This is a genomic window from Streptomyces sp. NPDC048392, assembly GCF_043200575.1.
GTDB lineage: Bacteria > Actinomycetota > Actinomycetes > Streptomycetales > Streptomycetaceae > Streptomyces.
The window spans coordinates 122,779-147,464 of record NZ_JBICYB010000016.1; the positions used below are offsets into that span (position 1 = coordinate 122,779).

At 71.9% G+C, this 24,686-nt stretch carries 20 protein-coding genes; 13 read left to right on the forward strand and 7 right to left on the reverse strand.

Annotated features, from left to right (window positions below; genetic code table 11):
* Positions 1 to 31 precede the first annotated feature (31 nt).
* Together ACGFYH_RS22150 and ACGFYH_RS22155 are read left to right on the forward strand one after the other, a co-directional pair.
* Positions 32 to 430 (forward strand): RidA family protein, encoded by a 399-nt coding sequence (locus tag ACGFYH_RS22150; RefSeq protein WP_393804870.1) that lies wholly within the window; start codon positions 32 to 34, stop codon positions 428 to 430.
* A gap of 38 nt (positions 431 to 468) precedes the next feature.
* A complete protein-coding gene (locus tag ACGFYH_RS22155) occupies positions 469 to 972 on the forward strand; it encodes a GNAT family N-acetyltransferase (RefSeq protein ID WP_393804871.1) in 504 nt (167 codons plus the stop codon).
* Positions 973 to 1,199: 227 nt separating this feature from the next.
* Here ACGFYH_RS22155 and ACGFYH_RS22160 read toward each other — a convergent pair whose 3' ends face one another.
* Complete coding sequence (locus tag ACGFYH_RS22160) at positions 1,200 to 1,793, reverse strand: adenylosuccinate lyase (protein ID WP_393804872.1); 594 nt, start codon at positions 1,791 to 1,793, stop codon at positions 1,200 to 1,202.
* Between the two features lie 382 nt (positions 1,794 to 2,175).
* On the opposite strand from ACGFYH_RS22160, the gene ACGFYH_RS22165 reads away from it, so the two are divergent.
* The 9 genes from ACGFYH_RS22165 to pssA all read left to right on the forward strand — a co-directional run bounded on the left by ACGFYH_RS22165 (position 2,176) and on the right by pssA (position 13,041).
* Positions 2,176 to 3,981: a 3-hydroxyacyl-CoA dehydrogenase family protein gene (locus tag ACGFYH_RS22165; RefSeq protein WP_393804873.1), complete on the forward strand. Its 1,806-nt coding sequence runs from the start codon at positions 2,176 to 2,178 to the stop codon at positions 3,979 to 3,981.
* Between the two features lie 136 nt (positions 3,982 to 4,117).
* A complete protein-coding gene (locus tag ACGFYH_RS22170; protein WP_393804874.1) occupies positions 4,118 to 4,933 on the forward strand; it encodes a TetR family transcriptional regulator in 816 nt (271 codons plus the stop codon).
* Positions 4,934 to 5,275: 342 nt separating this feature from the next.
* Positions 5,276 to 6,613: a crotonyl-CoA carboxylase/reductase gene (gene ccrA, locus ACGFYH_RS22175; protein WP_393804901.1), complete on the forward strand. Its 1,338-nt coding sequence runs from the start codon at positions 5,276 to 5,278 to the stop codon at positions 6,611 to 6,613.
* 10 nt (positions 6,614 to 6,623) lie between these two features.
* A complete protein-coding gene (locus ACGFYH_RS22180; RefSeq protein ID WP_393804875.1) occupies positions 6,624 to 8,651 on the forward strand; it encodes a protein meaA in 2,028 nt (675 codons plus the stop codon).
* Positions 8,648 to 9,646, forward strand: a complete 999-nt coding sequence (locus tag ACGFYH_RS22185; protein ID WP_393804876.1) for an HpcH/HpaI aldolase/citrate lyase family protein — start codon at positions 8,648 to 8,650, stop codon at positions 9,644 to 9,646. The genes ACGFYH_RS22180 and ACGFYH_RS22185 overlap by 4 nt, the downstream gene beginning before the upstream one ends.
* 5 nt (positions 9,647 to 9,651) lie before the next feature.
* Positions 9,652 to 10,164, forward strand: coding sequence for a MaoC family dehydratase (locus ACGFYH_RS22190; RefSeq protein WP_393804877.1), 513 nt, complete (start codon positions 9,652 to 9,654; stop codon positions 10,162 to 10,164).
* Between the two features lie 3 nt (positions 10,165 to 10,167).
* Positions 10,168 to 11,373: an acyl-CoA dehydrogenase family protein gene (locus ACGFYH_RS22195; protein WP_393804878.1), complete on the forward strand. Its 1,206-nt coding sequence runs from the start codon at positions 10,168 to 10,170 to the stop codon at positions 11,371 to 11,373.
* Positions 11,374 to 11,543: 170 nt separating this feature from the next.
* Positions 11,544 to 12,200, forward strand: coding sequence for a phosphatidylserine decarboxylase (locus ACGFYH_RS22200; RefSeq protein WP_393804879.1), 657 nt, complete (start codon positions 11,544 to 11,546; stop codon positions 12,198 to 12,200).
* Between the two features lie 22 nt (positions 12,201 to 12,222).
* On the forward strand, positions 12,223 to 13,041 hold the full coding sequence (pssA, locus tag ACGFYH_RS22205; protein WP_393804902.1) for a CDP-diacylglycerol--serine O-phosphatidyltransferase: 819 nt from the start codon (positions 12,223 to 12,225) through the stop codon (positions 13,039 to 13,041).
* Positions 13,042 to 13,384: 343 nt separating this feature from the next.
* On the opposite strand, the gene ACGFYH_RS22210 is transcribed toward pssA, so the two are convergent.
* Complete coding sequence (locus ACGFYH_RS22210) at positions 13,385 to 14,527, reverse strand: glycerate kinase (RefSeq protein WP_393804903.1); 1,143 nt, start codon at positions 14,525 to 14,527, stop codon at positions 13,385 to 13,387.
* Positions 14,528 to 14,688: 161 nt separating this feature from the next.
* On the opposite strand from ACGFYH_RS22210, the gene ACGFYH_RS22215 reads away from it, so the two are divergent.
* Positions 14,689 to 15,183, forward strand: coding sequence for an NUDIX domain-containing protein (locus ACGFYH_RS22215; RefSeq protein ID WP_393804880.1), 495 nt, complete (start codon positions 14,689 to 14,691; stop codon positions 15,181 to 15,183).
* 184 nt (positions 15,184 to 15,367) lie between these two features.
* Here the strand turns inward: ACGFYH_RS22215 and ACGFYH_RS22220 are convergent, their stop codons facing one another.
* From ACGFYH_RS22220 to ACGFYH_RS22230, 3 genes are all read right to left on the reverse strand, one after another.
* Positions 15,368 to 15,862, reverse strand: a complete 495-nt coding sequence (locus tag ACGFYH_RS22220; RefSeq protein WP_393804881.1) for a methylated-DNA--[protein]-cysteine S-methyltransferase — start codon at positions 15,860 to 15,862, stop codon at positions 15,368 to 15,370.
* Positions 15,863 to 15,881: 19 nt separating this feature from the next.
* Positions 15,882 to 17,354, reverse strand: a complete 1,473-nt coding sequence (locus ACGFYH_RS22225) for an AlkA N-terminal domain-containing protein (RefSeq protein WP_393804904.1) — start codon at positions 17,352 to 17,354, stop codon at positions 15,882 to 15,884.
* 67 nt (positions 17,355 to 17,421) lie between these two features.
* Positions 17,422 to 19,368, reverse strand: coding sequence for a heavy metal translocating P-type ATPase (locus tag ACGFYH_RS22230; protein ID WP_393804882.1), 1,947 nt, complete (start codon positions 19,366 to 19,368; stop codon positions 17,422 to 17,424).
* Positions 19,369 to 19,448: 80 nt separating this feature from the next.
* Between ACGFYH_RS22230 and ACGFYH_RS22235 the strand changes: the two genes are divergently transcribed.
* Positions 19,449 to 19,811, forward strand: a complete 363-nt coding sequence (locus ACGFYH_RS22235; protein WP_393804883.1) for an ArsR/SmtB family transcription factor — start codon at positions 19,449 to 19,451, stop codon at positions 19,809 to 19,811.
* Here ACGFYH_RS22235 and ACGFYH_RS22240 read toward each other — a convergent pair.
* Together ACGFYH_RS22240 and ACGFYH_RS22245 are read right to left on the reverse strand one after the other, a co-directional pair.
* Positions 19,792 to 20,670, reverse strand: a complete 879-nt coding sequence (locus ACGFYH_RS22240; protein WP_393804884.1) for a DUF72 domain-containing protein — start codon at positions 20,668 to 20,670, stop codon at positions 19,792 to 19,794. The two genes, ACGFYH_RS22235 and ACGFYH_RS22240, sit on opposite strands and share 20 nt — an antisense overlap.
* Positions 20,671 to 20,708: 38 nt before the next feature.
* Positions 20,709 to 24,614: a glycoside hydrolase family 2 TIM barrel-domain containing protein gene (locus tag ACGFYH_RS22245; protein WP_393804885.1), complete on the reverse strand. Its 3,906-nt coding sequence runs from the start codon at positions 24,612 to 24,614 to the stop codon at positions 20,709 to 20,711.
* Between the last annotated feature and the right edge of the window lie 72 nt (positions 24,615 to 24,686).

Consider the following 24,686-nt stretch of genomic DNA (forward strand, 5'->3'; position numbering starts at 1 on the left):
CGCCGTCGGTGCCGTGGTCCACGATGGGCGCATGAGTGAGCTGACCAGGATCCCCGCTCCCGAGGGCGTCGCGCCCGCCGCGCAGTACACCCATGTCGTCCTCGGCACCGGGCGGTTCGTGGCCGTCTCGGGTCAGCTCGCCCTGGACGAGGACAACAGGGTGGTCGGCGAGGGCGATCCCGCGGCCCAGGCCCGTCAGGTCTTCGAGAACCTGCGCCGGTGTCTGGCCGCCGCCGGCGCGGGCTTCGACGACGTGGCGAAGCTGACCTTCTTCGTCACGGACATGGCGTACATGGGCGCGATCCGCGCGGCCCGCGCCGAGCACCTGCCCGACGACCGGCTGCCGGCCGCCTCGGCGGTGCAGGTCGCCGCGCTGGTCCGGCCGGAGTTCCTCATGGAGATCGAGGCGTTCGCGGTCGTGGCCCCGTGACCGGCCCGCAGGCGCGACCGCGGGTGCTGGTGAGGCCGATGACGCTCGCCGACTGCGAGCGGGTGTCGGAGATCCGCGTCCGGGGCTGGCAGACCGCCTACCGCGGCCTGGTGCCGCAGCCTTACCTCGACGCGATGGACGCCGCCGAGGACGCCGGGCGGCGCCGCGAGCTGTTCGCGCGGGCGCCGGAGGGCGTGGTGAACCTGGTCGCCGAGGGCGAGGACGGCGAGGTCGCCGGCTGGGCCTGCCACGGCCCCTACCGCGACGGCGAAGTGCGCACCGCGGACGCCGAGTTGTACGCGATCTACGTCGACGCCCGCCGGTTCGGCGCGGGCGTCGGGCGGGCCCTGCTCCGGGAGTCGGTACGCCGGTGCGAGAGCGCCGGGCACGCGCGCATGCTCCTGTGGGTGCTTCGGGGCAACGTCCGTGCCCGGCGCTTCTACGAGCGGGCGGGTTTCGGCCCCGACGGCGCCGAGGAGCCGTTCGTGGTGGCGGGAGTCGCCGTACCCGAGGTGCGGTACGCACGGCCGCTGACCGGCTGACGGTGCGTCACCACCCGGCCGTCGGCATCCGGGCGTCACCGTCTCGGCCGTCGGCATCCGGGCGTCACCGTCTCGGCCGTCGCCGCTCCGGCCGCCACCGTCCAGGTTGCCACCACTCCGGCCGCCACCACTCCGGGCGTCACCGTCCAGGTTGCCACCACTCCGGCCGCCACCACTCCGGCACGGGCCCGCCGGCCGCCACCGTCCCGGTACCGGCGCCCGCCCCCTCACCGCTGCCCCGGAATGCGCGCCAGCGCCCGCACGGCCGCCTCGGCCAGCGCCGGGTGGGCCAGGGCGTCGTTCAGGACGGGGCCGGCGCGGTCGTCGCCGAGAGTGCCGAGGCCCTCGACACAGGCGAGCGCCACACGCCGGTACGGATCGTGCGGGCGCAGCCGCCGCTCCAGCGTGGTGACCAGCGCGGGCACCGACTCGGGGGCCCGCAGCTCGACCAGGAGCCGCACCGGGTGCAGTGCGTAGGCGACCCGCAGTTCGTTGGTGGCGAGGGTCGCGGCGGCGCGTGCGGTGCGCGGGTCACCGAGGCGGGCCAGGGCGTGCGCGGCCGAGGCGCAGCGCGCCGGGTCGCGGTGGTTCAGCAGCAGCACGAGCGACTCGAAGGCCCGCCGGTCCCCCGCGGTTGCGAGCCGGTACGCGGCCAGTTCCCGCGCCCAGAGCGGGTGCCCGGGCTCGGTGAGCACCGCGGCCAGCTCGTCGTGGTCCCCGGTCGCCACGAGGCGGTCGTACGCCGCCGGGGCGCCCGGAGCGTCCGACGCGGCCGACTCGGCCCGTAAGCGCTCCGTGAGCATGCGCGACTCTTCGTCCATGGCACCGAGGTTAGGGGCGTCACCCCGCGGGTGGGACGTACATCACGAACACCGAGGGCTGGCGCGCTCGTTACCCGCGAGTTAATCTCAGACGAGCGGGTCACCCACTCGCAGCAACCCCTCCCGGTGGTCTGGTGACGCAACCCCCGGGAGAGCAGTCGGTCCGGTACCTCGGGTACCGCATCAGGACCCGGCCTCGGGACAGGGCCGGTCGAAGGCCGCCGGGCGGGGCGGGCGTGTGCACGCCCTCCGCGACGGCACCGGGCGTGTGCGCGACTCGGCCCGGCAACACCCGCACTCCTTCCTTTCCCACGCACCCGGCGCGCCCCACGGCGCGTCCGGGGGGCGTTCCCGTCGTCACCCTCATTCCTGGAGTCCCGCGATGGCCACTCCCCTGTCCGACCCCCCTCTGTCCCCGCTCCGGACCATCGCCGTGGTCGGTCTCGGCACCATGGGCACCGGCATCGCCGAGGTCCTGGCCGCCGCCGGCCGTGACGTCGTCGGCATCGACGTCGGCGAGGCGCAGACCGCGAAGGCGCTCGCCGCGATCGAGTCCTCCACCGCCCGTGCCGTCGAGCGCGGGCGCCTGACCGAACAGGAGCGGGCCGGTGTGCTGGGCCGCGTCCGGACCTCCACCGACCTGCGGGCGGCGGCCGGCGCCGACCTGGCGATCGAGGTGGTTCCGGAGTCGTACGAGGTCAAGCAGCAGGTCTTCCGGGAGCTGGACTCGATCGTGCGCCCGGAGGCGATCCTGGCGACCGGCACCAACGCGCTGTCCGTCACGCGGCTGGCGGCGGACTCGGCCCACCCGGAGCGGGTGCTCGGCCTGCACTTCTTCAACCCGGCGCCGGCGATGAAACTGGTCGAGGTCGTCTCCTCGGTGCTGACCGCGCCCAGCGCCGTCACGGCCGTCACCGACCTCGCCCTCGACCTCGGCAAGGAGCCGGTCGCGGTCGGGGACCGGCCCGGTTTCGTCGCGGACGGCCTGCTGTTCGGCTACCTCAACCAGGCTGCCGCGATGTACGAGGCGAACTACGCCTCCCGCGAGGACATCGACGCCGCGATGCGGCTCGGCTGCGGTCTGCCGATGGGGCCGCTGGCCCTGCTGGACCTGGTGGGCGTGGACACCGCGCGTACCGTCCTGGAGGCCATGTACACCGCCTCGCACGACCGTCTGCACGCCCCCGCGCCGATCCTCAGGCAGCTCAGCGAGGCGGGCCTGACCGGGCGCAAGGCGGGACGCGGCTTCTACACCTACGAGGCGCCCGGCAGCGCGGTCGTCGTGCCGGACGCGCTGACCCCGGGCAGGGGGGGCGCCCCGGTCGCCGGGCGGCCGGTCCGGTCGGTGGGGGTGGCCGGGTCGGGCACCATGGCGTCCGGCATCGCGGAGGTGTTCGCCAAGGCCGGGTACGAGGTCGTGCTCGCCGCACGCAGCGCGGAGAAGGCGCAGACGGCCAAGGCCCGGATCGGCAAGTCCCTCGCGCGCGGTGTCGACCGGGGGCGCATGACCGCCGAGGCCGCCGCGCGGGCGCTGGAGCTGATCACGCCGACCGGGACCTACGACGACTTCGCGGACGTCGACCTGGCCGTGGAGGCGGTCGCCGAGGACCTGGAGGTGAAGCGGCAGCTGTTCGCCACGCTGGACAAGGTCTGCAAGCCCGGCGCGGTGCTGGCCACCACCACCTCCTCCCTGCCGGTCGTCGCCTGCGCCCGCGCCACCTCGCGCCCGCAGGACGTGGTCGGCATGCACTTCTTCAACCCGGCCCCGGCGATGAAGCTCGTCGAGGTGGTGCGCACGGTGCTGACCGCCGACGACGTGCACGCCACCGTCCACGAGGTCTGCGCCGAGGTGCGCAAGCACGCCGTGGACTGCGGCGACCGGGCCGGCTTCATCGTGAACGCGCTGCTGTTCCCCTACCTCAACAACGCGGTCAAGATGGTGCAGGAGCACTACGCCACCCTCGACGACATCGACGCGGCGATGAAGCTGGGCGGCGGCTACCCGATGGGCCCCTTCGAGCTGCTCGACGTGGTGGGACTCGACGTGTCGCTGGCCATCGAGAAAGTCCTGCACCGCGAGTTCCGCGACCCGGGCCTGGCTCCGGCACCGCTGCTCGAGCACCTGGTGGCCGCGGGCTGCCTCGGCCGCAAGACGGGCCGCGGCTTCCGTGAGCATGCCCGGCGCTGAGAGGCCGGGTGACTGGTTCCGGTCCACGGGGGACTGGGGCGGACTGCTCGGTCCGGCCGGGTCTCCCCCGCCCCCTGCGGGCGGGGGAATCCCCGGTCACACGCATGATTGCGCACACATGCAGTACGTTCGGGTCATGCCCCAGCCCGCCAAGTCCTCACGTACCTCAGCCACGCCCGACGCGCCGGAGAGCGCGGCCGGCAGCCGAGCCGCCGCCCAGCGGCTCAAAATGCGCCGGGAACTTGCGGCGGCGGCGATGGAGCTGTTCGCGGCCAAGGGGTACGAGGCGACCACCGTCGACGAGATCGCGGCCCGCGCCGGAGTCGCCCGTCGCACCTTCTTCCGCCACTTCCGGTCCAAGGAGGAGGCGATCTTCCCGGACCACGACGACACCCTGGTACGCGCCGAGGCGGTGCTCAACGCGGCACCCGCGCACGAGCACCCGCTCGACACGGTGTGCCGCGGCATCAAGGAGGTCATGAAGATGTACGCGGCCCGGCCGGAGATCTCGGTCGCCCGCTACAAGCTGACGCGCGAGGTGCCCACCCTGCGCGAGGCGGAGATCGCCTCGGTGGCCCGTTACGAGCGCCTGTTCACGCGCTACCTGCTCGGCCACTTCGACGAGCACGCCCACGACGACGACGCCAACGACGACCCGCTGCTGGCGGAGGTCGCCGCGTCCGCCGTGGTCACCGCGCACAACCACGTGCTGCGGCGCTGGCTGCGGGCCGACGGCCAGGGCGACGTGGAGGCCCAGCTGGACCACGCCTTCGCGATCGTGCGGAGGACCTTCGGCACGGGCATCGGGGCGGGACGCAGCACCGCCTCCACCGCGCGGCCGGCCGCCTCCTCGGCCTCCGCGCAGGGCGAGGTGCTCGTGACGGTGGCGCGGACCGACGCGCCGCTGCACGAGGTCATGCGCACCATCGAGCAGGCGCTCAAGGAGCGCTGACCGATGCGCTGACCGACCTATCGCACTGTGACGACGGCCACCCATCGGGTGGCCGTTTTCGCATGTCGGTGCGCCTTTTTCCCCTTCGGCGAGAGACAATCCGATCGATCATCGCTCATCTGTAGCGTAAAGATTTCATCTGAGAGCATTTTCTGGCACTCAGTGCCTTGCGAGGTGACACGCGGTGTCATACGTTGATGGTGTTCGGGCTGTCCCCGCACCTCACCCCCTGCGCGTCCGAACGCCTGCGTCACAGGCACACACCCTCACCTCAGCAGCACCGACGTAACCCTCAGCGCCCCCTCCCTCAGGGCGCTCACCGCCGGAGGCAACACCGTGACCGTGAAGGACATCCTGGACGCGATCCAGTCGCCCGACACCACGTCGGCCGACATCGCCGCTCTGCCGCTCCCCGAGTCGTACCGCGCGATCACCGTGCACAAGGACGAGACGGAGATGTTCGCGGGCCTCGAGACCCGCGACAAGGACCCCCGCAAGTCGATCCACCTGGACGAGGTGCCGCTGCCCGAGCTGGGCCCCGGCGAGGCCCTGGTGGCCGTCATGGCCTCCTCGGTCAACTACAACTCGGTGTGGACCTCGATCTTCGAGCCGATGTCCACCTTCGGGTTCCTGGAGCGCTACGGCAGGGTCAGCGAGCTCACCAAGCGCCACGACCTGCCGTACCACATCATCGGCTCCGACCTCGCGGGCGTGGTGCTGCGCACCGGTCCGGGCGTCAACGCCTGGCGGGCGGGCGACGAGGTCGTCGCACACTGCCTCTCCGTCGAGCTGGAGTCGTCCGACGGCCACAACGACACGATGCTCGACCCCGAGCAGCGCATCTGGGGCTTCGAGACCAACTTCGGCGGCCTCGCGGAGATCGCCCTCGTCAAGTCCAACCAGCTGATGCCCAAGCCCGGCCACCTCAGCTGGGAGGAGGCCGCCGCTCCCGGCCTGGTCAACTCCACCGCGTACCGCCAGCTGGTCTCGCGCAACGGCGCCGGGATGAAGCAGGGCGACAACGTGCTCGTCTGGGGTGCGAGCGGCGGACTCGGCTCGTACGCGACCCAGTTCGCGCTGGCCGGCGGCGCCAACCCGATCTGTGTCGTCTCCAGCGAGCAGAAGGCGGACATCTGCCGGGCGATGGGCGCGGACGCGATCATCGACCGCAACGCCGAGGGCTACAGGTTCTGGAAGGACGAGAACACCCAGGACCCGAAGGAGTGGAAGCGCTTCGGCAAGCGCATCCGCGAACTCACCGGCGGCGAGGACATCGACATCGTCTTCGAGCACCCCGGCCGCGAGACCTTCGGCGCCTCCGTCTTCGTCACCCGCAAGGGCGGCACCATCACCACCTGTGCCTCGACCTCCGGCTACATGCACGAGTACGACAACCGCTACCTGTGGATGTCCCTGAAGCGCATCATCGGTTCCCACTTCGCCAACTACCGCGAGGCCTGGGAAGCCAACCGCCTCATCGCCAAGGGCAAGATCCACCCCACGCTCTCCAAGGTGTACTCCCTGGAGGACACCGGCCAGGCCGCCTACGACGTCCACCGCAACCTCCACCAGGGCAAGGTCGGCGTCCTGTGCCTCGCCCCCGAGGAGGGCCTCGGCGTGCGCGACCGGGAGATGCGCGACCGGCACGTCGACGCCATCAACCGCTTCCGGAACATCTGAGGAGCGCCGCATGACCGATCGTCACAAGGACCGGCCGTGGCTCATGCGCACCTACGCCGGTCACTCCACGGCCGAGGCGTCCAACGAGTTGTACCGGCGCAACCTCGCCAAGGGCCAGACGGGCCTGTCGGTCGCCTTCGACCTGCCGACCCAGACCGGGTACGACTCCGACCACGTCCTCGCCCGCGGCGAGGTCGGCCGGGTCGGCGTGCCGGTGGCGCACGTCGGTGACATGCGCCGGCTGTTCCAGGACATCCCCCTGGAGCAGATGAACACCTCGATGACCATCAACGCCACGGCCATGTGGCTGCTGGCGCTCTACCAGGTCGTCGCGGAGGAGCAGGGCGCGGACATCACCAGGCTCCAGGGCACGACGCAGAACGACATCGTCAAGGAGTACCTGTCCCGGGGGACGCACGTCTTCCCGCCGGGACCGTCCCTCCGCCTGACGACCGACATGATCGCGTACACGGTCTCGCACCTCCCGAAGTGGAACCCGATCAACATCTGCAGTTACCACCTGCAGGAGGCGGGCGCCACGCCGGTGCAGGAGATCGCGTACGCGATGTCCACCGCGATCGCCGTCCTGGACGCGGTCCGCGACAGCGGTCAGGTGCCGCAGGAGCGCATGGGCGACGTGGTCGGCCGCATCTCCTTCTTCGTGAACGCGGGCGTCCGCTTCGTCGAGGAGATGTGCAAGATGCGTGCCTTCGGCCGCATCTGGGACCGTGTCACCCGCGAGCGGTACGGCATCGGGGACCCCAAGCACCGCCGCTTCCGCTACGGCGTCCAGGTCAACTCGCTCGGCCTGACCGAGGCTCAGCCGGAGAACAACGTCCAGCGGATCGTGCTGGAGATGCTGGCCGTCACCCTGTCCAAGGACGCACGCGCGCGTGCCGTGCAGCTGCCGGCCTGGAACGAGGCGCTCGGTCTGCCGCGCCCCTGGGACCAGCAGTGGTCGCTGCGCATCCAGCAGGTGCTGGCGCACGAGAGCGACCTGCTGGAGTACGAGGACATCTTCGAGGGCTCGAAGGTGATCGAGGCGAAGGTCGAGGAGCTGGCCGACGCGGCGTTCGCGGAGATCGAGCGCATCCAGGAGATGGGCGGCGCGATGGCGGCCGTCGAGTCCGGTTACCTCAAGTCCCAGCTGGTCGCCTCGCACGCCGAGCGCCGGGCCCGGATCGAGTCCGGCGAGGAGAAGATCATCGGTGTCAACGCCTTCGAGGGCACCGAACCCAACCCGCTGACCGCCGACCTGGACACCGCGATCCAGACGGTCGACCCGGCGGTGGAGGCCCGCGTCATCGCCTCGCTGGAGAACTGGCGCGACACCCGCTACCAGCCGCCCTTCAACCACCCGCGCCCGTGCAAGGCGCTGGAGAAACTGAAGGAGACCGCGCGCGGCACCGGGAACCTCATGGAGGCCACTCTGGAGTGCGCCCGCGCCGGCGCCACGACCGGCGAGTGGGCGGGAGCGCTGCGCGAGGTGTTCGGCGAGTTCCGGGCGCCGACCGGCGTGTCGTCGGCGCCGGTCGCGGTCACCGCCGAGGAGGGCTCGGCCCTGTCACGGGTGCGCCGCAAGGTGGAGCTGACGGCCAAGGAGATGGGCGTCGGCAAGCTCCGCTTCCTGGTCGGCAAGCCCGGCCTGGACGGCCACTCCAACGGCGCCGAGCAGATCGCCGTGCGGGCCCGCGACGCCGGGTTCGAGGTGGTCTACCAGGGCATCAGGCTCACCCCGGAGCAGATCGTGGACGCCGCCCTCGCGGAGGACGTGCACGCGGTGGGCCTGTCCATCCTCTCCGGCTCGCACGCCCAGCTGGTACCGGACGTGCTCGAGCGGCTCCGTGTGGCCGGTGCCACGGACATACCGGTGATCGCCGGTGGCATCATCCCGAACGGTGACGCCGAGGAACTGCGGGCCGCGGGAGTGGCCGCGGTCTTCACCCCGAAGGACTTCGACATCACCGGCATCATCGGCCGGATCGTCGACGAGATCCGGAACGCGAACAAGCTCGACCCCCTGGAGGTCCCCGCATGACCACCGTCAACCGCCCTCGGACGACGCCCCTACGGGAGGGCACCTCCGGATCGCGCCCCCGGCGCTCCTGCCTCGCGGTCCCTGGAAGCAACCCCCGCTTCCTGGAGAAGGCCCAGGGTCTCCCCGCCGACCAGGTCTTCCTGGACCTGGAGGACGCCTGCGCGCCGCTCGCCAAGCCGGAGGCGCGGCACACCATCGTCAAGTTCCTCAACGAGGGCGACTGGACGGGCAAGACCCGCGTAGTGCGCGTCAACGACTGGACGACCGAGTGGACGTACCGGGACGTCGTGACGGTGGTGGAGGGCGCCGGCCCGAACCTGGACTGCATCATGCTGCCGAAGGTCCAGGACGCCCGCCAGGTGGTGGCCCTCGACCTCCTGCTCACCCAGATCGAGAAGACGATGGGCTTCGAGGTCGGCCGCATCGGCATCGAGGCGCAGATCGAGAACGCGCAGGGCCTCAACAACGTCAACGAGATCGCACAGGCCAGTCCGCGGGTCGAGACCATCATCTTCGGTCCGGCCGACTTCATGGCCTCCATCAACATGAAGTCCCTCGTCGTGGGCGAGCAGCCGCCCGGCTACCCGGCCGACGCCTACCACTACATCCTGATGAAGATCCTGATGGCCGCCCGCGCCAACGACCTGCAGGCGATCGACGGTCCCTACCTGCAGATCAAGAACGTGGACGGATTCCGCGAGGTCGCCGGTCGCGCCGCCGCGCTCGGCTTCGACGGCAAGTGGGTACTGCACCCGGGTCAGGTCGAGGCGGCCAACGAGGTGTTCTCGCCCTCGCAGGAGGACTACGACCACGCCGAGCTGATCCTGGACGCCTACGAGTACTGCACCTCGGAGGCGGGCGGCAAGAAGGGCTCCGCGATGCTCGGCGACGAGATGATCGACGAAGCCAGCCGCAAGATGGCCCTGGTCGTGGCGGGCAAGGGCCGCGCGGCCGGTATGCGGCGCACGTCGAAGTTCGAGATCCCGGAGGGCTGAGGGCGATGCGGTTCGGACGCACCTACGAGGAGTTCGAGGTCGGGGCGACGTACAAGCACTGGCCAGGGAAGACGGTCACGGAGTACGACGACCACCTGTTCTGTCTCCTCACCATGAACCACCATCCGCTCCACATGGACGCCAACTACGCCGAGACGACGACGGACTTCGGCAAGAACGTGGTGGTCGGCAACTACATCTACTCGCTCCTGCTCGGCATGTCCGTCCCGGACGTCTCGGGCAAGGCGATCGCCAACCTGGAGATCGAGTCGCTCAGGCACGTGGCCCCGACCTTCCACGGCGACACGCTCTACGGCGAGACGACCGTGCTCGACAAGTGGCCGTCGAAGTCGAAGAGCGACCGCGGCATCGTCCACGTCGAGACCAGGGGCTACAAGCAGGACGGCACGCTCGTGTGCGTCTTCCGCCGCAAGGTGATGGTGCCGACCGAGACGTACGTCAAGGAGCGCGGCGGCGAACAGCCCGGCCGACCCGAGCCGAAGGAACAGGAGAAGTAGAAGATGAGCCGCCTCGCCCAGACCCACGGCCTCACGGACGTCCAGCGGGAGATCCTCTCCACCGTCCGGGACTTCGTGGACAAGGAGATCATCCCGGTCGCCACCGAGCTGGAGCACCGGGACGAGTACCCGCAGGACATCGTCGACGGGCTGAAGGAACTCGGCCTGTTCGGCCTGATGATTCCCGAGGAGTACGGGGGCCTGGGCGAGTCGCTCCTGACCTACGCCCTGTGCGTGGAGGAGATCGCCCGCGGCTGGATGTCGGTGTCCGGCATCATCAACACGCACTTCATCGTGGCGTACATGCTCAAGCAGCACGGCACGCGGGAGCAGAAGGACCACTTCCTGCCCCGCATGGCCGCCGGTGACATCCGGGGCGCCTTCTCGATGTCCGAGCCGGCGCTCGGCTCCGACGTGTCGGCCATCTCCTCGAAGGCGGTGAAGGACGGCGGGGAGTACGTCCTGAACGGCCAGAAGATGTGGCTGACGAACGGCGGTACGTCGTCGCTGGTGGCCGTTCTGGTGCGGAGTGACGAGGGTCACCCCGACGGGACCGCTCCCCACAAGTCGATGACGACCTTCCTGGTGGAGAAGGAGCCCGGTTTCGGCGAGGTCCGCCCCGGTCTGACCATCCCCGGCAAGATCGACAAGATGGGCTACAAGGGCGTCGACACCACCGAGCTCATCATGGACGGCCTGCGCGTTCCGGCCGATCGGGTGCTCGGCGGCGTCACCGGCCAAGGTTTTTACCAAATGATGGACGGCGTCGAGGTCGGCCGCGTCAACGTGGCGGCCCGTGGCTGCGGCGTCGCGCAGCGTGCCTTCGAACTCGGTGTCCGGTACGCCCAGCAGCGTCACACTTTCGGCAAGCAGATCGCCCAGCACCAGGCCATTCAGTTCAAGCTCGCGGAGATGGCTACCAAGGTGGAGGCGGCGCATGCGATGATGGTGAACGCCGCGCGCAAAAAGGACTCGGGCGAACGAAACGACCTGGAAGCGGGGATGGCCAAGTACCTCGCCTCCGAGTACTGCAAGGAGGTCGTCGAGGACGCCTTCCGCATCCACGGCGGTTACGGCTTCTCCAAGGAGTACGAGATCGAGCGCCTCTACCGCGAGGCCCCGATGCTGCTCATCGGTGAAGGCACCGCCGAGATCCAGAAAATGATCATCGGCCGCCGACTGCTCGAAGAGTATCGGTTCCAGGGTTAGATGTCCGGATACGGGGTGTTTTCTTGGAGAAGAAGGTCACACCCCGTAGGCACGGTTCGGCCGCCGACTCGGCTTCCTGGCTTACCCAGTTGCGGCAGGAAGCCGCTACGATCGCCGGAAAGCCGCCGTCCCCCGTCAGAGCGCGGCATCATCCGCTACGAAGGTCATCCATGCCCCACAGCCAAACCTCTGCACCTCGCGACAGCCTCGCCGGCGTACGCCTCGCGCGCGGAGCATCGCCGTGGCTTCTGCCGACCGTCGCCACCGCAGCCGTCAGCCTCCTGCGCGCCCGCCGCTCCGGCGCCGCCAAGGCCGTCGCCGTCCCCGCCACCGCGCTCGCGGCGGGGATGCTGTGGTTCTTCCGCGACCCCGAGCGCGAGATCACCCAGGGCCGGGTCGTCTCCCCCGCCGACGGTGTGGTGCAGAGCATCATGCCGTGGAAGGACGGCCGCACCCGCGTCGCGATCTTCATGAGCCCGCTCAACGTCCACGTGAACCGCGCCCCGCTGTCGGGCACGGTGACGTCGGTCGAGCACGTGCCGGGCGGCTTCGTTCCCGCTTTCAACAAGGAGAGCGAGAACAACGAGCGCGTCGTCTGGCACTTCGACACCGAGCTGGGCGACATCGAGATGATCCAGATCGCCGGCGCGGTGGCCCGCCGCATCGTCCCGTACATGCCGCGGGGCACGAAGGTCGAGCAGGGCGACCGGGTCGGTCTGATCCGTTTCGGTTCGCGTGTCGACCTGTACCTGCCGGAGGGTGTGGACGTCGCGGTCGAGGTGGGTCAGAAGACGGTGGCTGGGGTGACTCGAATTGACCGTGATTGATCCACAGACCCAGGCGGGATGGGTGCCGGAGGCCGACGACGTGGACGACGACGAGGAGATGCCGCTCTCGCTCCGCCTGTCGATAGCGGACACGCTCACGCTCGGCAACGCCACGTGCGGCTTCATGGCGGTGTACTTCACCACCACCGGCATCCTCATCCCGCACCTGATGGGCAGCGACGAGTCGGGCATGGCCCGGCACAGCGCGGCCACCGCGGTCATCCTGATGCTGTGCGCGGCGATCTTCGACCTGTGCGACGGCCTGGTCGCACGCAAGCTGCGCTCCTCGCCCATGGGCGCGGAGCTGGACAACCTCTCCGACCTCATCAGCTTCGGCCTCGCGCCGGCGTACTTCGTCCTCGTCTACGGCATGGTCGCCGACGACGCCTACCAGCGGGTGGCGGCGGTGGGGGCCATCGTGGTGCTGCTGGCGGTGGTGCTGAGGCTCGCACGGTTCTCCTGCGTGACCGTCAAGGACGGCACGTTCCAGGGCATGCCGTCGCCGTTCGGCGCGCTGACGGTGGTGTCGATCGTGCTGCTGGAGCTGCCGTTCGTGGCGACGCTGCTCGCGATCATCGGTACCGCCTGGCTGATGGTGAGCCGGGTCGAGTACCCGAAGCCCCGGGGGCGCCTCGCGGTGGCGATGCTGTCGTGGATCGTCCTGTCGATGGGGCTGCTGGCCGGCTGGGCCTTCGAGGCGCCGAGCGGACAGCTGCTGCTCCAGACGGGGTGCGCGCTGCAACTGGTCATGGGCGCGGTGATTCCGCTGTTCGCGACGGCTCGGCGGGTGAACAACTTCCGTGACAACCGGCGGGAGGCGCGGGCGGCACAGTTGCCGTAGCGCTCCGCCGAGTGGGCCCCGGACCCGGGTCGGGTTCGGGGCCCTTCTGTTCTGTGCTCTGTTCTGTGCGTGCCAGGCGTCGGTGTCGGCGTCCCCGGGGGCTCCGCCCCCGGCCTCCGGGCCCGTGCCCAGCCACCGCCCGACTCGGTGGGCTGGAAGCGCCCGACTCGGTGGGCTGGAAGGATGCCGCGGCCTCCGGCCCGTCAGGCGTCTGAGGACGAGGCCGTTCGGGCCGGCAGCGGGGGCCCGGGGCGGCAGCCCCCAGGGGCGGGGACCCGCAGGGGCGGGGACCGGCAGGGGCGGAGACCGGCAGGGGCGGCGGGAGCGAAACCCCGAAACCCCTCTACGCGACGTAGTCCCGCGCGATGGCCTCCGCCACCCGCTCCAGAATCGGCCCCGCGTCCGCGATGCACTTCGCCACGTCCGGCTCGACATCCGTCAGCGGGTAGGCCCGCCGGATCCCGGCCCGCCCCAGCGCCTCCGCCGGCAGCGCCAGCCGCCCGCACACCGCGACGACCTCCTTGCCCGCGGCCCGTGCCGCCGCGGCGACGCCCGCCGGGGCCTTCCCGTGCAGGGTCTGCTCGTCCAGCGAGCCCTCCCCGGTGATCACCAGGTCCGCCCGCTCCAGCGCCGGCGCGAAGCCCAGCACGTCCAGCATCACCTCGATGCCGGGCCGGAACCGGGCGCCGAGCAGCATCGCGCCGAAACCGATGCCACCCGCCGCACCCGCCCCCGGGGAGGCGGCGTACTCGGCGGCCCGCGCACCCACGCCCTCCGTCCCCTCCAGCACCTTGGCGAAGTGCGCGAGGGCGGCGTCCAGGGCCGTCACGTCGTCCGGCGAGGCACCCTTCTGCGGGCCGTAGACGGCCGGGGCGCCCTTCGGCCCGGTCAGCGGGTTGTCGACGTCGCTGGCGAGCACCAGTTCCACGTCGGACAGTCGCGGGTCGAGACCGGACAGGTCGGCCGAGGCCAGGCCGGCGAGGCCGCCCCCGCCCGGCGCGACGGGTGCCCCGTTCCCGTCCGGGAACCGCGCGCCCAGGGCGGACAGCATCCCGGCGCCCCCGTCGGTGGTGGCGCTGCCGCCGACCCCGAACACGATCGTCCGCGCCCCGGCGTCCAGCGCGGCCCGCAGCAGCTCGCCCGAGCCGTACGTCGACGCGGTCAGCGGTGCCAGGACACCGGCGGGCAGCCGTTGCAAGCCGCTGGCCTCGGCCATCTCCACGACGGCGGTGCCCTCGCGCAGCGCGTACGCGGCCGTCACCTCGTCACCGAGGGGCCCGGCGACCCGTACTTCCCGGCGCTCGAAACCGGCCGCGACCGCGGCGGCCACCGTGCCGTCGCCGCCGTCGGCCACGGGCAGCGCCTCGACCCGTACGTCCGGCACGACGCGGCGCAGTCCGGCCGTGACGCGCTCGGCGACCTCCACGGCCGTCAGCGATCCCTTGAACTTGTCCGCGGCGACGAGTACCCGGCGGGCCCCGTCCACAGCAGCGTCAGCCACCTTGATCTCCCCTTGCTCTCCGAGCCTTGCGCACGTCAAGGCAGTCGCGCCGCTGCGACCTTAACCGGAGGACGCCCACGTCGTCATGCCCTGCCCGCACCCTGGAACGGCCGGGAACGGCGCACGGGGCTCGTTACGCTTTCGGGATGACCACTGCTGACTACGCCACCTACATCGCCGGTCTCCCCCGCGTGCTCGCCGGTGCGGCCGCGGTGCTCCGGGACGCCGAAGGGCGGGTGCTGCTCGTCGAACCCAACTACCGCGAGGGGTGGGCGTTGCCCGGCGGGACGATCGAGTCCGGCATCGGGGAGACCCCGCGGCAGGGGGCCTGGCGGGAGACCGTCGAGGAGATCGGGCTGGACCTGCGGATCGGCCGGCTGCTCGCGGTGGACTGGGCGAGCGGGCCGGACCGGCCGCCGATCGTGGCGTACCTCTACGACGGCGGTGTCCTGTCCGAGGACGACCTCAAGGCGATCCGTTTGCAGGAGGAGGAGCTGCTGTCCTGGCGGCTGGTGCCGCGCGAGGAACTGGGCGACCACCTGCTCGGCGCGCTGCACGGCCGGGTGCTGGCCGCGCTGGACGTGCTGGCGGACGGGTCCGGGACGGCCGAGCTGGAGGACGGCGTCCGAGTCGACCGATGACCTCTCGCCGGTCGCGCACCGGCGTCCTGCCCTCGACCGCTGACCAGCAAGCCCCTCGTCGCCGTCCTGAGCGGTGCCGGCGTCTCGACCGGCTCGGGGTGCTCACGCAGAACGTGGACGGACTGCACCAGCGGGTGCGGACCGGATGCGGGCGCGGACCGGATACGGACCGTGCGGGCGCAGGCTAGAACAGTGGCTCCGGTCCCGTCGGTCCGCGTTCGAAGTCGAGCAGCCGCCGCTTGCGTTCCAGGCCGCCGCCGTAGCCGGTGAGGCTGCCGCTCGAACCGATGACGCGGTGGCAGGGGACGATGATGCCGATCGGGTTGCGGCCGTTGGCGAGGCCCACGGCGCGCGAGGCGGTGGGGTTGCCGAGGGCGGCGGCGAGTTCGCCGTAGGTGCGGGTCTCTCCGTAGGGGATGCGGCGCAGTTGGTCCCAGACCGTGCGTTGGAACGGGGTTCCGTTCAGGCGCAGGTCGAGGGTGAAGTCCTTCAGCTGACCGGCGAAGTACGCCGTCAGTTCCTCCTCCGCCCGGGCGAACGGTCGGTCGTCGGCCGTTCCGAAGGTCTCCTCCGGCGGTCGGTGGCGTTGACCGGTCATGTAGAGGCCGCACAGGGCGCCGTCCTCGGCGACGAGGGTGAGTGCGCCGCAGGGGCTGTCGATCACGGTGTGCTGCTTCACGGCGATTCCTCGGGAGGGCTCATACGGGCAGGAAGTTGACCGGGTGGCTGTCGGTCGCCCACAGGTACTGGACGGCATACGCCCGCCAGGGCCGCCAGGCCGCCGCGCGGGCGGTGAGCGCGGCCGGGGTGGAGGGCAGGCCCAGTCCGGCGGCGGCGCGGCGGATGCCGAGGTCGGTGGGGAGGAAGGCGTCGGGGTCGCCGAGGGCGCGCATGGCGATGACGTCGGCGGTCCAGGGACCCAGGCCGGGGAGGGCGAGGAGCCGGGCGCGGGTCTCGTCCCGGTCGCACTCGACGCCCAGATTGACCGAGCCGTCGGCCAGGCGGGAGACCAGGGTCGTGAAGGTGGTGCGGCGGGTCCGCGGCATGGCCAGCGTCTCCGGGTCCACCGCCGCCAGCGCCCCGGGTGACGGGAAGAGGTGGGTCAGCCCGCCCTCGGGGTCGTCCACCGGATCGCCGTGCGCGACGACCAGGCGGGCGGCGTGGGTGCGGGCGGCGGCGGTGGACACCTGCTGGCCCAGCACGGCCCGTACGGCGAACTCCGCCTCGTCCACGGTGCGCGGGACGCGCCTGCCGGGGGCCTTGCCGACGAGCGGCGCGAGCAGCGGGTCGGCACGCAGCTGGTCGTCGATGGCCGTCGGGTCGGCGTCCAGGTCGAGCAGCCGCCGGCAGCGGCTGATCGCGACGGTCAGGTCGCGCAGGTCGCCGAGGGTGAGGCGGCAGGCGATGTGGTCGGGGTTCGGGGTGAGGGCCACGACGCCGTGACCGTAGGGAAGGCGGAGCGTGCGGCGGTACGCACCGTCCCGCCACTCCTCCACACCGGGGACGGCGGTGGCGGCGAGGTGGCCGAAGAGGTTGTCGGGGTTGAGCGGAGTGCGAAAGGGGAGGCGGAGGGACAGGGCGCCGGGGGCGGTGCCGGCGGGGCGGCTCCCGGGGGCGCGGGTGCGCAGTTCGCTCGGGGAGAGCGCGTAGACCTCGCGGACCGTGTCGTTGAAGGTGCGGACGGAGGCGAACCCGGCCGCGAAGGCGATGTCCGCCATGGGCAGCGCGGTGGTCTCGACGAGCAGCCGGGCGGTGTGGGCGCGTTGCGCGCGGGCGAGCGCGAGGGGGCCCGCACCCAGTTCGGCGAGGAGCTGGCGTTCGATCTGCCGGGTGCTGTAGCCGAGGCGGGCGGCGAGGCCGGGGATGCCCTCGCGGTCCACGACGCCGTCGGCGATCAGCCGCATGGCGCGGGCGGTGAGGTCGGCGCGCAGGTTCCACTCCGGGGAGCCGGGGCTGGTGTCCGGGCGGCAGCGCTTGCACGCCCGGAATCCGGCCTGCTGGCAGGCCGCCGCACTCGGGTGGAAGGTCATGTTCCCGGGTTTGGGCGGCACCGCGGGGCAGCTGGGCCGGCAGTAGACGCCGGTCGTCAGGACGGCCGTGAAGAACCAGCCGTCGAAGCGCGCGTCCTTCGACCGGACGGCGCGCACGCAGCGCTCGGTGTCGGTGTGCATTCCCGTCTGCATGGGTCCAGGATGGCCCGTCGGCGGGGCCGGGGCTGGCGGGAATCCGACATGGACGTCACGCTTCCCGGGCTGCTGGGGATCGCTCCGGCCGCCAGGCCGACTCGCGCAGCAGCCGCAGGCCGTTGAGGCCGACCAGTACGGTCGAGCCCTCGTGGCCCGCGACGCCGAGCGGCAGCGGAAGGTGCCCGATCAGGTCCCACAGGACGAGGACGGTGATGAAGGTACCGGCGACGGCCAGGTTCTGGAGCACCAGCCGGCGTGCGCGCCGGGAGAGGCGTACGACGGCGGGTACGGCCGTCAGCTCGTCGCGTACGACGACCGCGTCGGCCGTCTCCAGGGCCAGGTCCGAACCGGCCCGGCCCATGGCGAGGCCGGCGTGCGCGGCGGCCAGCGCCGGCGCGTCGTTGACGCCGTCGCCGACGAAGAGCACCTTGCGGCCGGCCCGCTCCTGTTCCCGTACGGCCTCGACCTTGCCCTCGGGCAGCAGGCCGGCGCGGACCTCGGTGATGCCGGTGGCGTCGGCCACGCGGGCGGCGGCGGCCGCGTGGTCGCCGGTGAGCAGGGCGGGGGCGGTGCCGGTGAGGGCGGTGAGCGCGGCGACGGCCGGGGCGGCGTCGGCGCGGAGACGGTCGGTGAGGGCGAGGGTGCCGAGGAGGGTGCCGTCGCGGGTGACCCGGACGGTGGTCTCGGCGCCCTCGGGCGTCTCCGCGCGGCCGACGTGCACGCGGTGGCCGTCGACGAGCGCCGTGACTCCGCGCCCCGGGGCCGCGGTGAAGTCCTGTGCGGCGGCGAGCCGCAGGTCACGGCCGCGAGCGGCGTTCACGATCGCGCGGGCCAGCGGGTGTTCGCTGGGGTGCTCGGCCGCCGCGGCGAGGGCGAGGAGGGCGTCCTCGTCGAGGCCGGGGCCGGGCAGCGGGCGTACGGCGGTCACCTCGGGGGTGCCTTCGGTGAGGGTGCCGGTCTTGTCGAGGGCGGCGGTGTCGATCTCGCCGAGGCGTTCCATGGCGACCGCCGACTTGACCAGCACACCGTGCCGGCCGGCGTTGGCGATGGCGGAGAGCAGGGGCGGCATCGTCGCGAGGACGACCGCGCACGGCGAGGCGACGATCATGAAGGTCATGGCGCGCAGCAGGGCGTCCGTGAGGTCCGCGCCGAAGGCGAACGGGACACCGAAGACCGCGAGGGTGGCGACGACCACGCCGACCGAGTAGCGCTGTTCGATCTTCTCGACGAACAGCTGGGTCGGCGCCTTGGTGCGGGACGCCTCCTCGACCAGGGTGACGATCCGGGCGATGACGGAGTCGGCCGGGTCGCGGCCGACGCGGACGCGCAGGGCGCCGGTGCCGTTGAGGGTGCCGGCGAAGACGTCGTCGCCGGGGCGCTTGAGGGCGGGCACGGACTCGCCGGTGATGGTGGCCTGGTCGACCTCCCCGGCTCCTTCGGCGACCCTGCCGTCGGCGCCGATCCGCTCCCCCGGCCGGACCAGGATCAGGTCGCCCACGGCGAGGTCGGCGGTCGGGACGGTCTCCTCGCGGTCCTCGTCGTCCTCGCGCACGCGGGCCGCGGTGGTGGGCGCGAGGTCGAGCAGGCCGCGCACGGAGTCGGCGGTGCGGGCGGTGGCCAGGGCCTCAAGGGCGCCCGAGGTGGCGAAGATGACGATCAGCAGGCCGCCGTCGAGGACCTGTCCGACGGAGGCGGCGCCCAGTGCCGCGACGATCATCAGCAGATCGACGTCCAGGGTCTTCTCGCGCAGCGCCCGCAGGCCTTCGAGAGCGGGCTCCCACCCGCCGGCGGCGTAGGCGGCCGCGTACAGCGGGCCGTACGTCCAGGCGGGGGCGCCGCCGAGGTCGAGGGGCAGGGCCGCCAGGAACGCCAGGAGGGCGGCGAGCGCCCAGCGGGCCTCGGCGAGGGCGAGGACGCGGGTGCGGCGACGGGGCGGCGGCGCGGCGGACGGCGCGGCCCGTGGGACGGGGGCGAGGGTGGTGGACACGCCGCACACCATACAGGAACACATGAAGACCCATTCATTCTTTCGGTCGTTCGTCCGTTCATGGGCCGTGACGGGGTGCGTAGGATGACCGCATGGGTCACGGAGCCGCCACCACCGCGCAGAACGCCGCCGAGCGGGTGCGCCTGGACGCGGACAACGCCGCGAAGGTCGCCACCACCCTCCAGGCCCTGTCCACCCCGTCCCGGCTGCTGATCCTCGCCCGGCTGCGCGAAGGCCCGCTGCCCGCCACGGAGTTGGCGGCGGAGGTCGGCATGGAGCAGTCGGCCTGCTCGCACCAGCTGCGGCTGCTGCGCAACCTGGGCCTGGTGGTCGGCGAGCGCCGGGGCCGTTCGGTGGTGTACGCCCTGCACGACCACCATGTCGCCGAACTGCTCGACCAGGCCGTGTACCACGTGGAGCATCTGCGGCTGGGGATCAGCGACGCGGCTCGGTGAGCAGCCGCCGCATCGTTTCGGCCGCGCGTACCGCGGCATCCGCGCAGCAGTTGTTGAACAGCACGTGCAGTTCGTCCGACAGCCGGGCGGCGCGCCGCAGGCGGGGCACCCGGGCGGCGAGTTCGCCCACGTCGTAGTCGTACCGGAAGCGGTCCTCCTTGCTGCCCCTCCCCCACGCCCGGCTGCGACCGTGCAACCGGACGACGGCGAGGGCTGGACGGGTGACCGGCGCGACGGGCGGCAGGGAACCGGGCAGTCCCTGGGCCATGTCGGTGCCGACGGCCGAAGCCTCAAGGGCGGCGAGCAGGGCGTGGGTGGTGTCCGCCCGTTCCGTCTCCCACCAGCCCGGATGCCGGAACTCCACCGCGATCGGCCAGCCTTCCGTCCGCCGGACGCACGCCTCCAGGGCGGCCTCCGCCCGGGAGCCGGGTGCGAACCACGGCGGGAACTGGAACAGCACGGTGCCCAGCCGCCCGGCCTTCCGTAGCGGCTCGACCGCCTCGGCGAACCTCCCCCACACCTCGTCCAGCAGCCCCTCACCCGCCTGCCCGCGCCCGGTCCGCCCGGGGCCGGACCCGCGCAGGTCGGCGGGGAGCGCCTCCGCGCGTGTGGGGTGACCGGTCAGCAGGGAGAAGGCCTTGACGTCGAAGCGGAAGCCGTCGGGAGTGCGCTCCACCCACAGCTCGCTGTTGCGGCGGCTCGGCAACGCGTAGTACCCGGCGTCCACTTCCACGACGGGCAGCCGCGACGCGTAGTGCCGCAGCCGCCCCTCGGCGTCCTTGCGCCCGCGCGGATACCAGCCGCTCGCGAGGAGTCGCCGGTCCGTCCACGAGCATGCCCCGACCAGAATGTCACCCATGGGAGCCCGGTTACCCCGGGCTCCCGGCCCGACCCCGGCTACTCGGTCGCCGTGGGCCGCCGCGAGGCCCGCATCGCGTCGCGGACGTCGGTGAGCGGGCGCAGCCGGTAGGTGTACGCGTAGTTCCGGTCGGCGAGGAGCTTGAACTCGTCGTGTGTGTGGGCGCCCCAGCTGTTGTCGCCGCCGACGCCCATCTGACGGTGGTTCAGGCGCAGGACGACCTCGTCCCTCGGCGTCAGCTGGTAGTCGTGCCGTACGCCGGCCGACAGGTCCTCCGGCGTGAAGTACGAGGCGTTGGCCTCCAGCAGGGGCTCGCCGGCGGCGAGCAGGCCCACGCCGTGGCGGTCGGTGAGGGCGATCCAGCGGACGTCCGTCTTGTTCCCGTTCTCCTGGGGGCGGATGTAGGGGGTCCACTGCTCGGCGACGGTGCCTGAGTAGAGGCCGACGTCGGTGCCGTCGTTGCGGTCCCAGTGGTTCTCCTCGGGGCCGCGCCCGTACCAGTGCAGGCGGTCCAGGTGGCGCGGCAGGAACAGCATCGTGCCGACCTCGGGGATGTAGGGCAGGTCCGCGGCGCCCGGGTGCAGCGTGTTGTCGACCCTGACCTCGGCGTTGCCGAACACCGTGTACGTGGTGGTGTACGCCGACTCGGCCGTGGTGGGCAGCGTGCCGGTGACCTTGATCTCGACGGCCCGGTCGCCGAGCGCGCGCACGGCGACGTCCGTGACCGTCCGGCGGGCGCCCGCGTCGCGCCAGGTCTGGTTGCGGGTGTGCTGGCCGTTGCCCTTGTCGTTGTCGGTGGGCGCGCGCCAGAAGTTGGGCACGGGCCCGGCGGTGATCAGCCGGGTGCCCTTCGCCTCGTAGGAGGTGATGGTGCCGGTCCGCTTGTCGACGGTGACCGAGAATCCCCTGCCGGTGATCCTGACGTCGCTGTCGCGCTCCTTGTGGCGCAGGGCCGGGACGCTGTCCAGGCGTGCCGGGACCGGGGCGGGTGCGCCCGTCCTGACGGGCAGCTGCTGCCGGGCCACCTCGAAGCCCGCCTTCGCCCAGGGGGTGGACTCCTTGGTGGTGAAGGAGAGTTCGAGGAAGTACTCGGTGCCCGGTTCCGGGTCGTGAGGCAGACGCACGGGGACGGTGATGTCCTTCTCCGAGCGCGGTGCCACGTCCAGCTGGTCCCGGGTCAGCTTCCCGCGCCGTACGGTCCTGCCGTCGGCGACGAGTTCCCAGCGGCCGTCGAACTCGCGGAGGTGGGTGAACAGGTACTCGTTGGTCAGAGTGACCGCGCCCGGCCCGCCACCGGGGGTGCGGGCGGCGTTGATCGCCTGGTAGACGCGCTTGACCTCGGCGGCCTTGCCGGTGTGACGGCGGTCGGCGGTGATGATGCCGTCCGCGGCGAAGGCACCGTCGTTGGGGTGGTCGCCCCAGTCGCCGCCGTAGGCGAGGAACGTCTTGTCCCCGGGCCGCTTCTGCTCGCTCTTCACGGTGGCCGCGTCGAACCAGAACCGCGCGCCGTCGTCGCCGGGGCCGCGGCCGTCGGAGGCCAGTTCGGCGGCGCCGAGGGCGCGGGCGTAGACGCGGGCGCGGCGGACGGTGCCACTGAACTCCCGTACCTGGTTGTCGGCGTCGCCGGCGAGCGCGAGGGGTGCGGTGTTGCTGCTGGGGCGCCGGTCGGTGGTGCGGGTGGCCCGTACCGTGCCGTCGACGTAGAGGGTCAGCGTCCCGGCGTCCGCGTCGAAGACGCCCGCGAGATGGTGCTCCCGGCCGGTCCAGTCGTCGGGCAGGGCCCAGTTCGCGGTGATCCACTGCCCCTCGGAGTGGATGAAGAACTCCAGGGTCCGGCCGTTCTGCTTCAGCGCGTACTGGGTGTCGCCCTTGGCGACGATCGGCTGGTGGTAGCCCGTCACGTGCGGGGTGACCCAGGCCTCCAGGGTGAGCGAACCGGTGAGGTCGAGGCTGTCGTCGCGCTCGAAGACGGTGATGCCGGACAGGCCCTCGTCCCGGTCGAGGGTGCCGCGGGTGGCGAGGATCTCGCCGCGCAGCCCGGCCGGTCCGGCCTCGGTGAGCAGGGTGCGGGCGGGGACGGGCGTGTGGATGGACTGGTCCGCGAAGTCCCAGATCCAGCCGCCCTGCAGCACGTCGTGGGCGCGCACGACGTCCCAGTACTTCTTGAAGTTCCCGGTGGAGTTGCCCATCGAGTGGGCGTACTCGATCATGACGTACGGCCGGGTGTCGGAGGTGTCCTGCGCGCGCTGCTCGACGCGCTGCGGGCTGTCGTACATTGCCGAACGGATGTCGCTGATGCCGGGACGGTCGTCGCCCTCGTACTGGATGACGCGGGTTTCGTCGTAGGAGCGGATCCAGTCGTGCATGGCGGTGAAGGTGGAGCCGCCGCCCGCCTCGTTGCCGAGGGACCAGATGACGACCGAGGCGTGGTTCTTGTCCCGGTGCACCATGTTCTGGACGCGGGCCACGCAGGCGGCGGTCCATTCGGGGTGGTCGCCGGGGTACTCGCCGCGGATGCCGTGGGTTTCGAGGTTCGTCTCGTCGACGAGGTAGAGGCCGTACTCGTCGGCCAGCTCCAGCCAGTACGGGTTGTTGGGGTAGTGCGAGGTGCGGACGCTGTTCATGTTCATCCGCTTGATGATCTTGATGTCCTCCACCATGTCCTCGCGGGTGAGCGCGGTGCCGCGGGACGGGTGCATCTCGTGGCGGTTGGTGCCGCGCAGGGACACCGGCTCGCCGTTGATCCGCATCAGCCCGTCCTCGAGTGCGAACTCGCGGAAGCCGACCCGGTGGGACAGTGTCTCCGTCACCTTGCCGGCGGGGTCCCGCAGGCGCAGTACGGCCGTGTAGAGGTTGGGGTGTTCGGCGGACCATAGCCTTGGCTTCGGTACGGCCTTCGCGCCCCGTACGGTGACGTCCTCACCCGTGCGGGCCTCGCCGACGTCGACCGGCTGCTTCAGCGGCCGGGACCAGACGGCGTGGCCGCGCTCGTCGTACAGCTGGGTCTCGACGGTGTAGCGCCCCGTGCCGCCCTCGCCGTAGGCCCGCACGCTCGCGGTGACGGCCAGTTCGGCGCCGGTGCGGGTGTCGTCGAGCGGAGTGTCCAGCTTGAAGTCGCGCAGGTGCACGGCCGGGGTGGAGTAGAGGTGGACCGAGCGGAAGATGCCGCTCAGCCGGATCATGTCCTGGTCCTCCATCCAGTCGCCGTCGGAGTAGCGGTACACCTCGACGGCGATCTGGTTGGTACCCGGCCTGAGGTGATCGGTGACGTCGTACTCGGACGGGGTGAAGGAGTCCTCGTCGTAGCCGGCCAGTTCGCCGTTGATCCACACGTAGTGCGCGGACTTGACGCCCTCGAAGTGGAGGAAGGTGCGGCGGCCCTTCCAGTCGCGGGGGACGGTGAAGGTCCGCCGGTACTGGCCGACCGGGTTGTAGCGGGTCGGCGCGGCGGGCGGCTGCGGTTCCTCGCCGAGACCGTTGGGGCCCCAGTACGGGTAGGTGATGTTCACGTAGATCGGGAAGTCGTGGCCGTTCAGCTGCCACACGGACGGGACCGGGACGGTCTCCCAGTCCCCGTCGTCCAGGTCGGTGCGGTGGAAGTCGGCGTCCCGGTCCTCGGGGCGGTCGGCGTAGGCGAACTTCCAGGTGCCGTCCAGGCTCAGCCGGTAGGGCGAGCGGGCGCGGTCGCCGGCGAGGGCCTGCTTGATGTCGGCGTACGGCGTGAGCGTGGCGTGCGGCGGTTCGGTGCCGAGCCGGAAGACACCGAAGTCGTTCCACTCCGGGGGCTCGTCGGCCGCCGCTCTCCGGCCGGTGGCGTGCGCGGCGACGGGCGACGCGGAGAGGGCGAGCGCGCCGAGGACGGCGGCCCCGCCCTCCAGGAGGCGGCGGCGGCTGACGGCCTGGCGGGGCGGGAACTGGGCGGGTGACACGGGCGAGTGCGGCATGACCGTGGCCTTCCGTGGGCTTCGGGGGCGGCTCAACACACGGTGCCTCGACGACAGTTGGCGGTGGGGCGG

Bases quoted from the DNA above. Each gene is read 5' to 3' on its own strand.
- ACGFYH_RS22170 (WP_393804874.1), top strand. From the start codon at position 4,118: ATGCCCCAGCCCGCCAAGTCCTCACGTACCTCAGCCACGCCCGACGCG.
- ACGFYH_RS22150 (WP_393804870.1), top strand. From the start codon at position 32: ATGAGTGAGCTGACCAGGATCCCCGCTCCCGAGGGCGTCGCGCCCGCC.
- ACGFYH_RS22225 (WP_393804904.1), bottom strand. From the start codon at position 17,354: ATGCACACCGACACCGAGCGCTGCGTGCGCGCCGTCCGGTCGAAGGAC.
- ACGFYH_RS22245 (WP_393804885.1), bottom strand. From the start codon at position 24,614: ATGCCGCACTCGCCCGTGTCACCCGCCCAGTTCCCGCCCCGCCAGGCC.
- ACGFYH_RS22235 (WP_393804883.1), top strand. From the start codon at position 19,449: ATGGGTCACGGAGCCGCCACCACCGCGCAGAACGCCGCCGAGCGGGTG.
- ACGFYH_RS22155 (WP_393804871.1), top strand. From the start codon at position 469: ATGACGCTCGCCGACTGCGAGCGGGTGTCGGAGATCCGCGTCCGGGGC.
- ACGFYH_RS22180 (WP_393804875.1), top strand. From the start codon at position 6,624: ATGACCGATCGTCACAAGGACCGGCCGTGGCTCATGCGCACCTACGCC.
- ACGFYH_RS22230 (WP_393804882.1), bottom strand. From the start codon at position 19,368: ATGGTGTGCGGCGTGTCCACCACCCTCGCCCCCGTCCCACGGGCCGCG.
- ACGFYH_RS22240 (WP_393804884.1), bottom strand. From the start codon at position 20,670: ATGGGTGACATTCTGGTCGGGGCATGCTCGTGGACGGACCGGCGACTC.
- ACGFYH_RS22165 (WP_393804873.1), top strand. From the start codon at position 2,176: ATGGCCACTCCCCTGTCCGACCCCCCTCTGTCCCCGCTCCGGACCATC.
- ACGFYH_RS22200 (WP_393804879.1), top strand. From the start codon at position 11,544: ATGCCCCACAGCCAAACCTCTGCACCTCGCGACAGCCTCGCCGGCGTA.
- ACGFYH_RS22215 (WP_393804880.1), top strand. From the start codon at position 14,689: ATGACCACTGCTGACTACGCCACCTACATCGCCGGTCTCCCCCGCGTG.
- ACGFYH_RS22185 (WP_393804876.1), top strand. From the start codon at position 8,648: ATGACCACCGTCAACCGCCCTCGGACGACGCCCCTACGGGAGGGCACC.
- ACGFYH_RS22195 (WP_393804878.1), top strand. From the start codon at position 10,168: ATGAGCCGCCTCGCCCAGACCCACGGCCTCACGGACGTCCAGCGGGAG.
- ACGFYH_RS22160 (WP_393804872.1), bottom strand. From the start codon at position 1,793: ATGGACGAAGAGTCGCGCATGCTCACGGAGCGCTTACGGGCCGAGTCG.
- ACGFYH_RS22190 (WP_393804877.1), top strand. From the start codon at position 9,652: ATGCGGTTCGGACGCACCTACGAGGAGTTCGAGGTCGGGGCGACGTAC.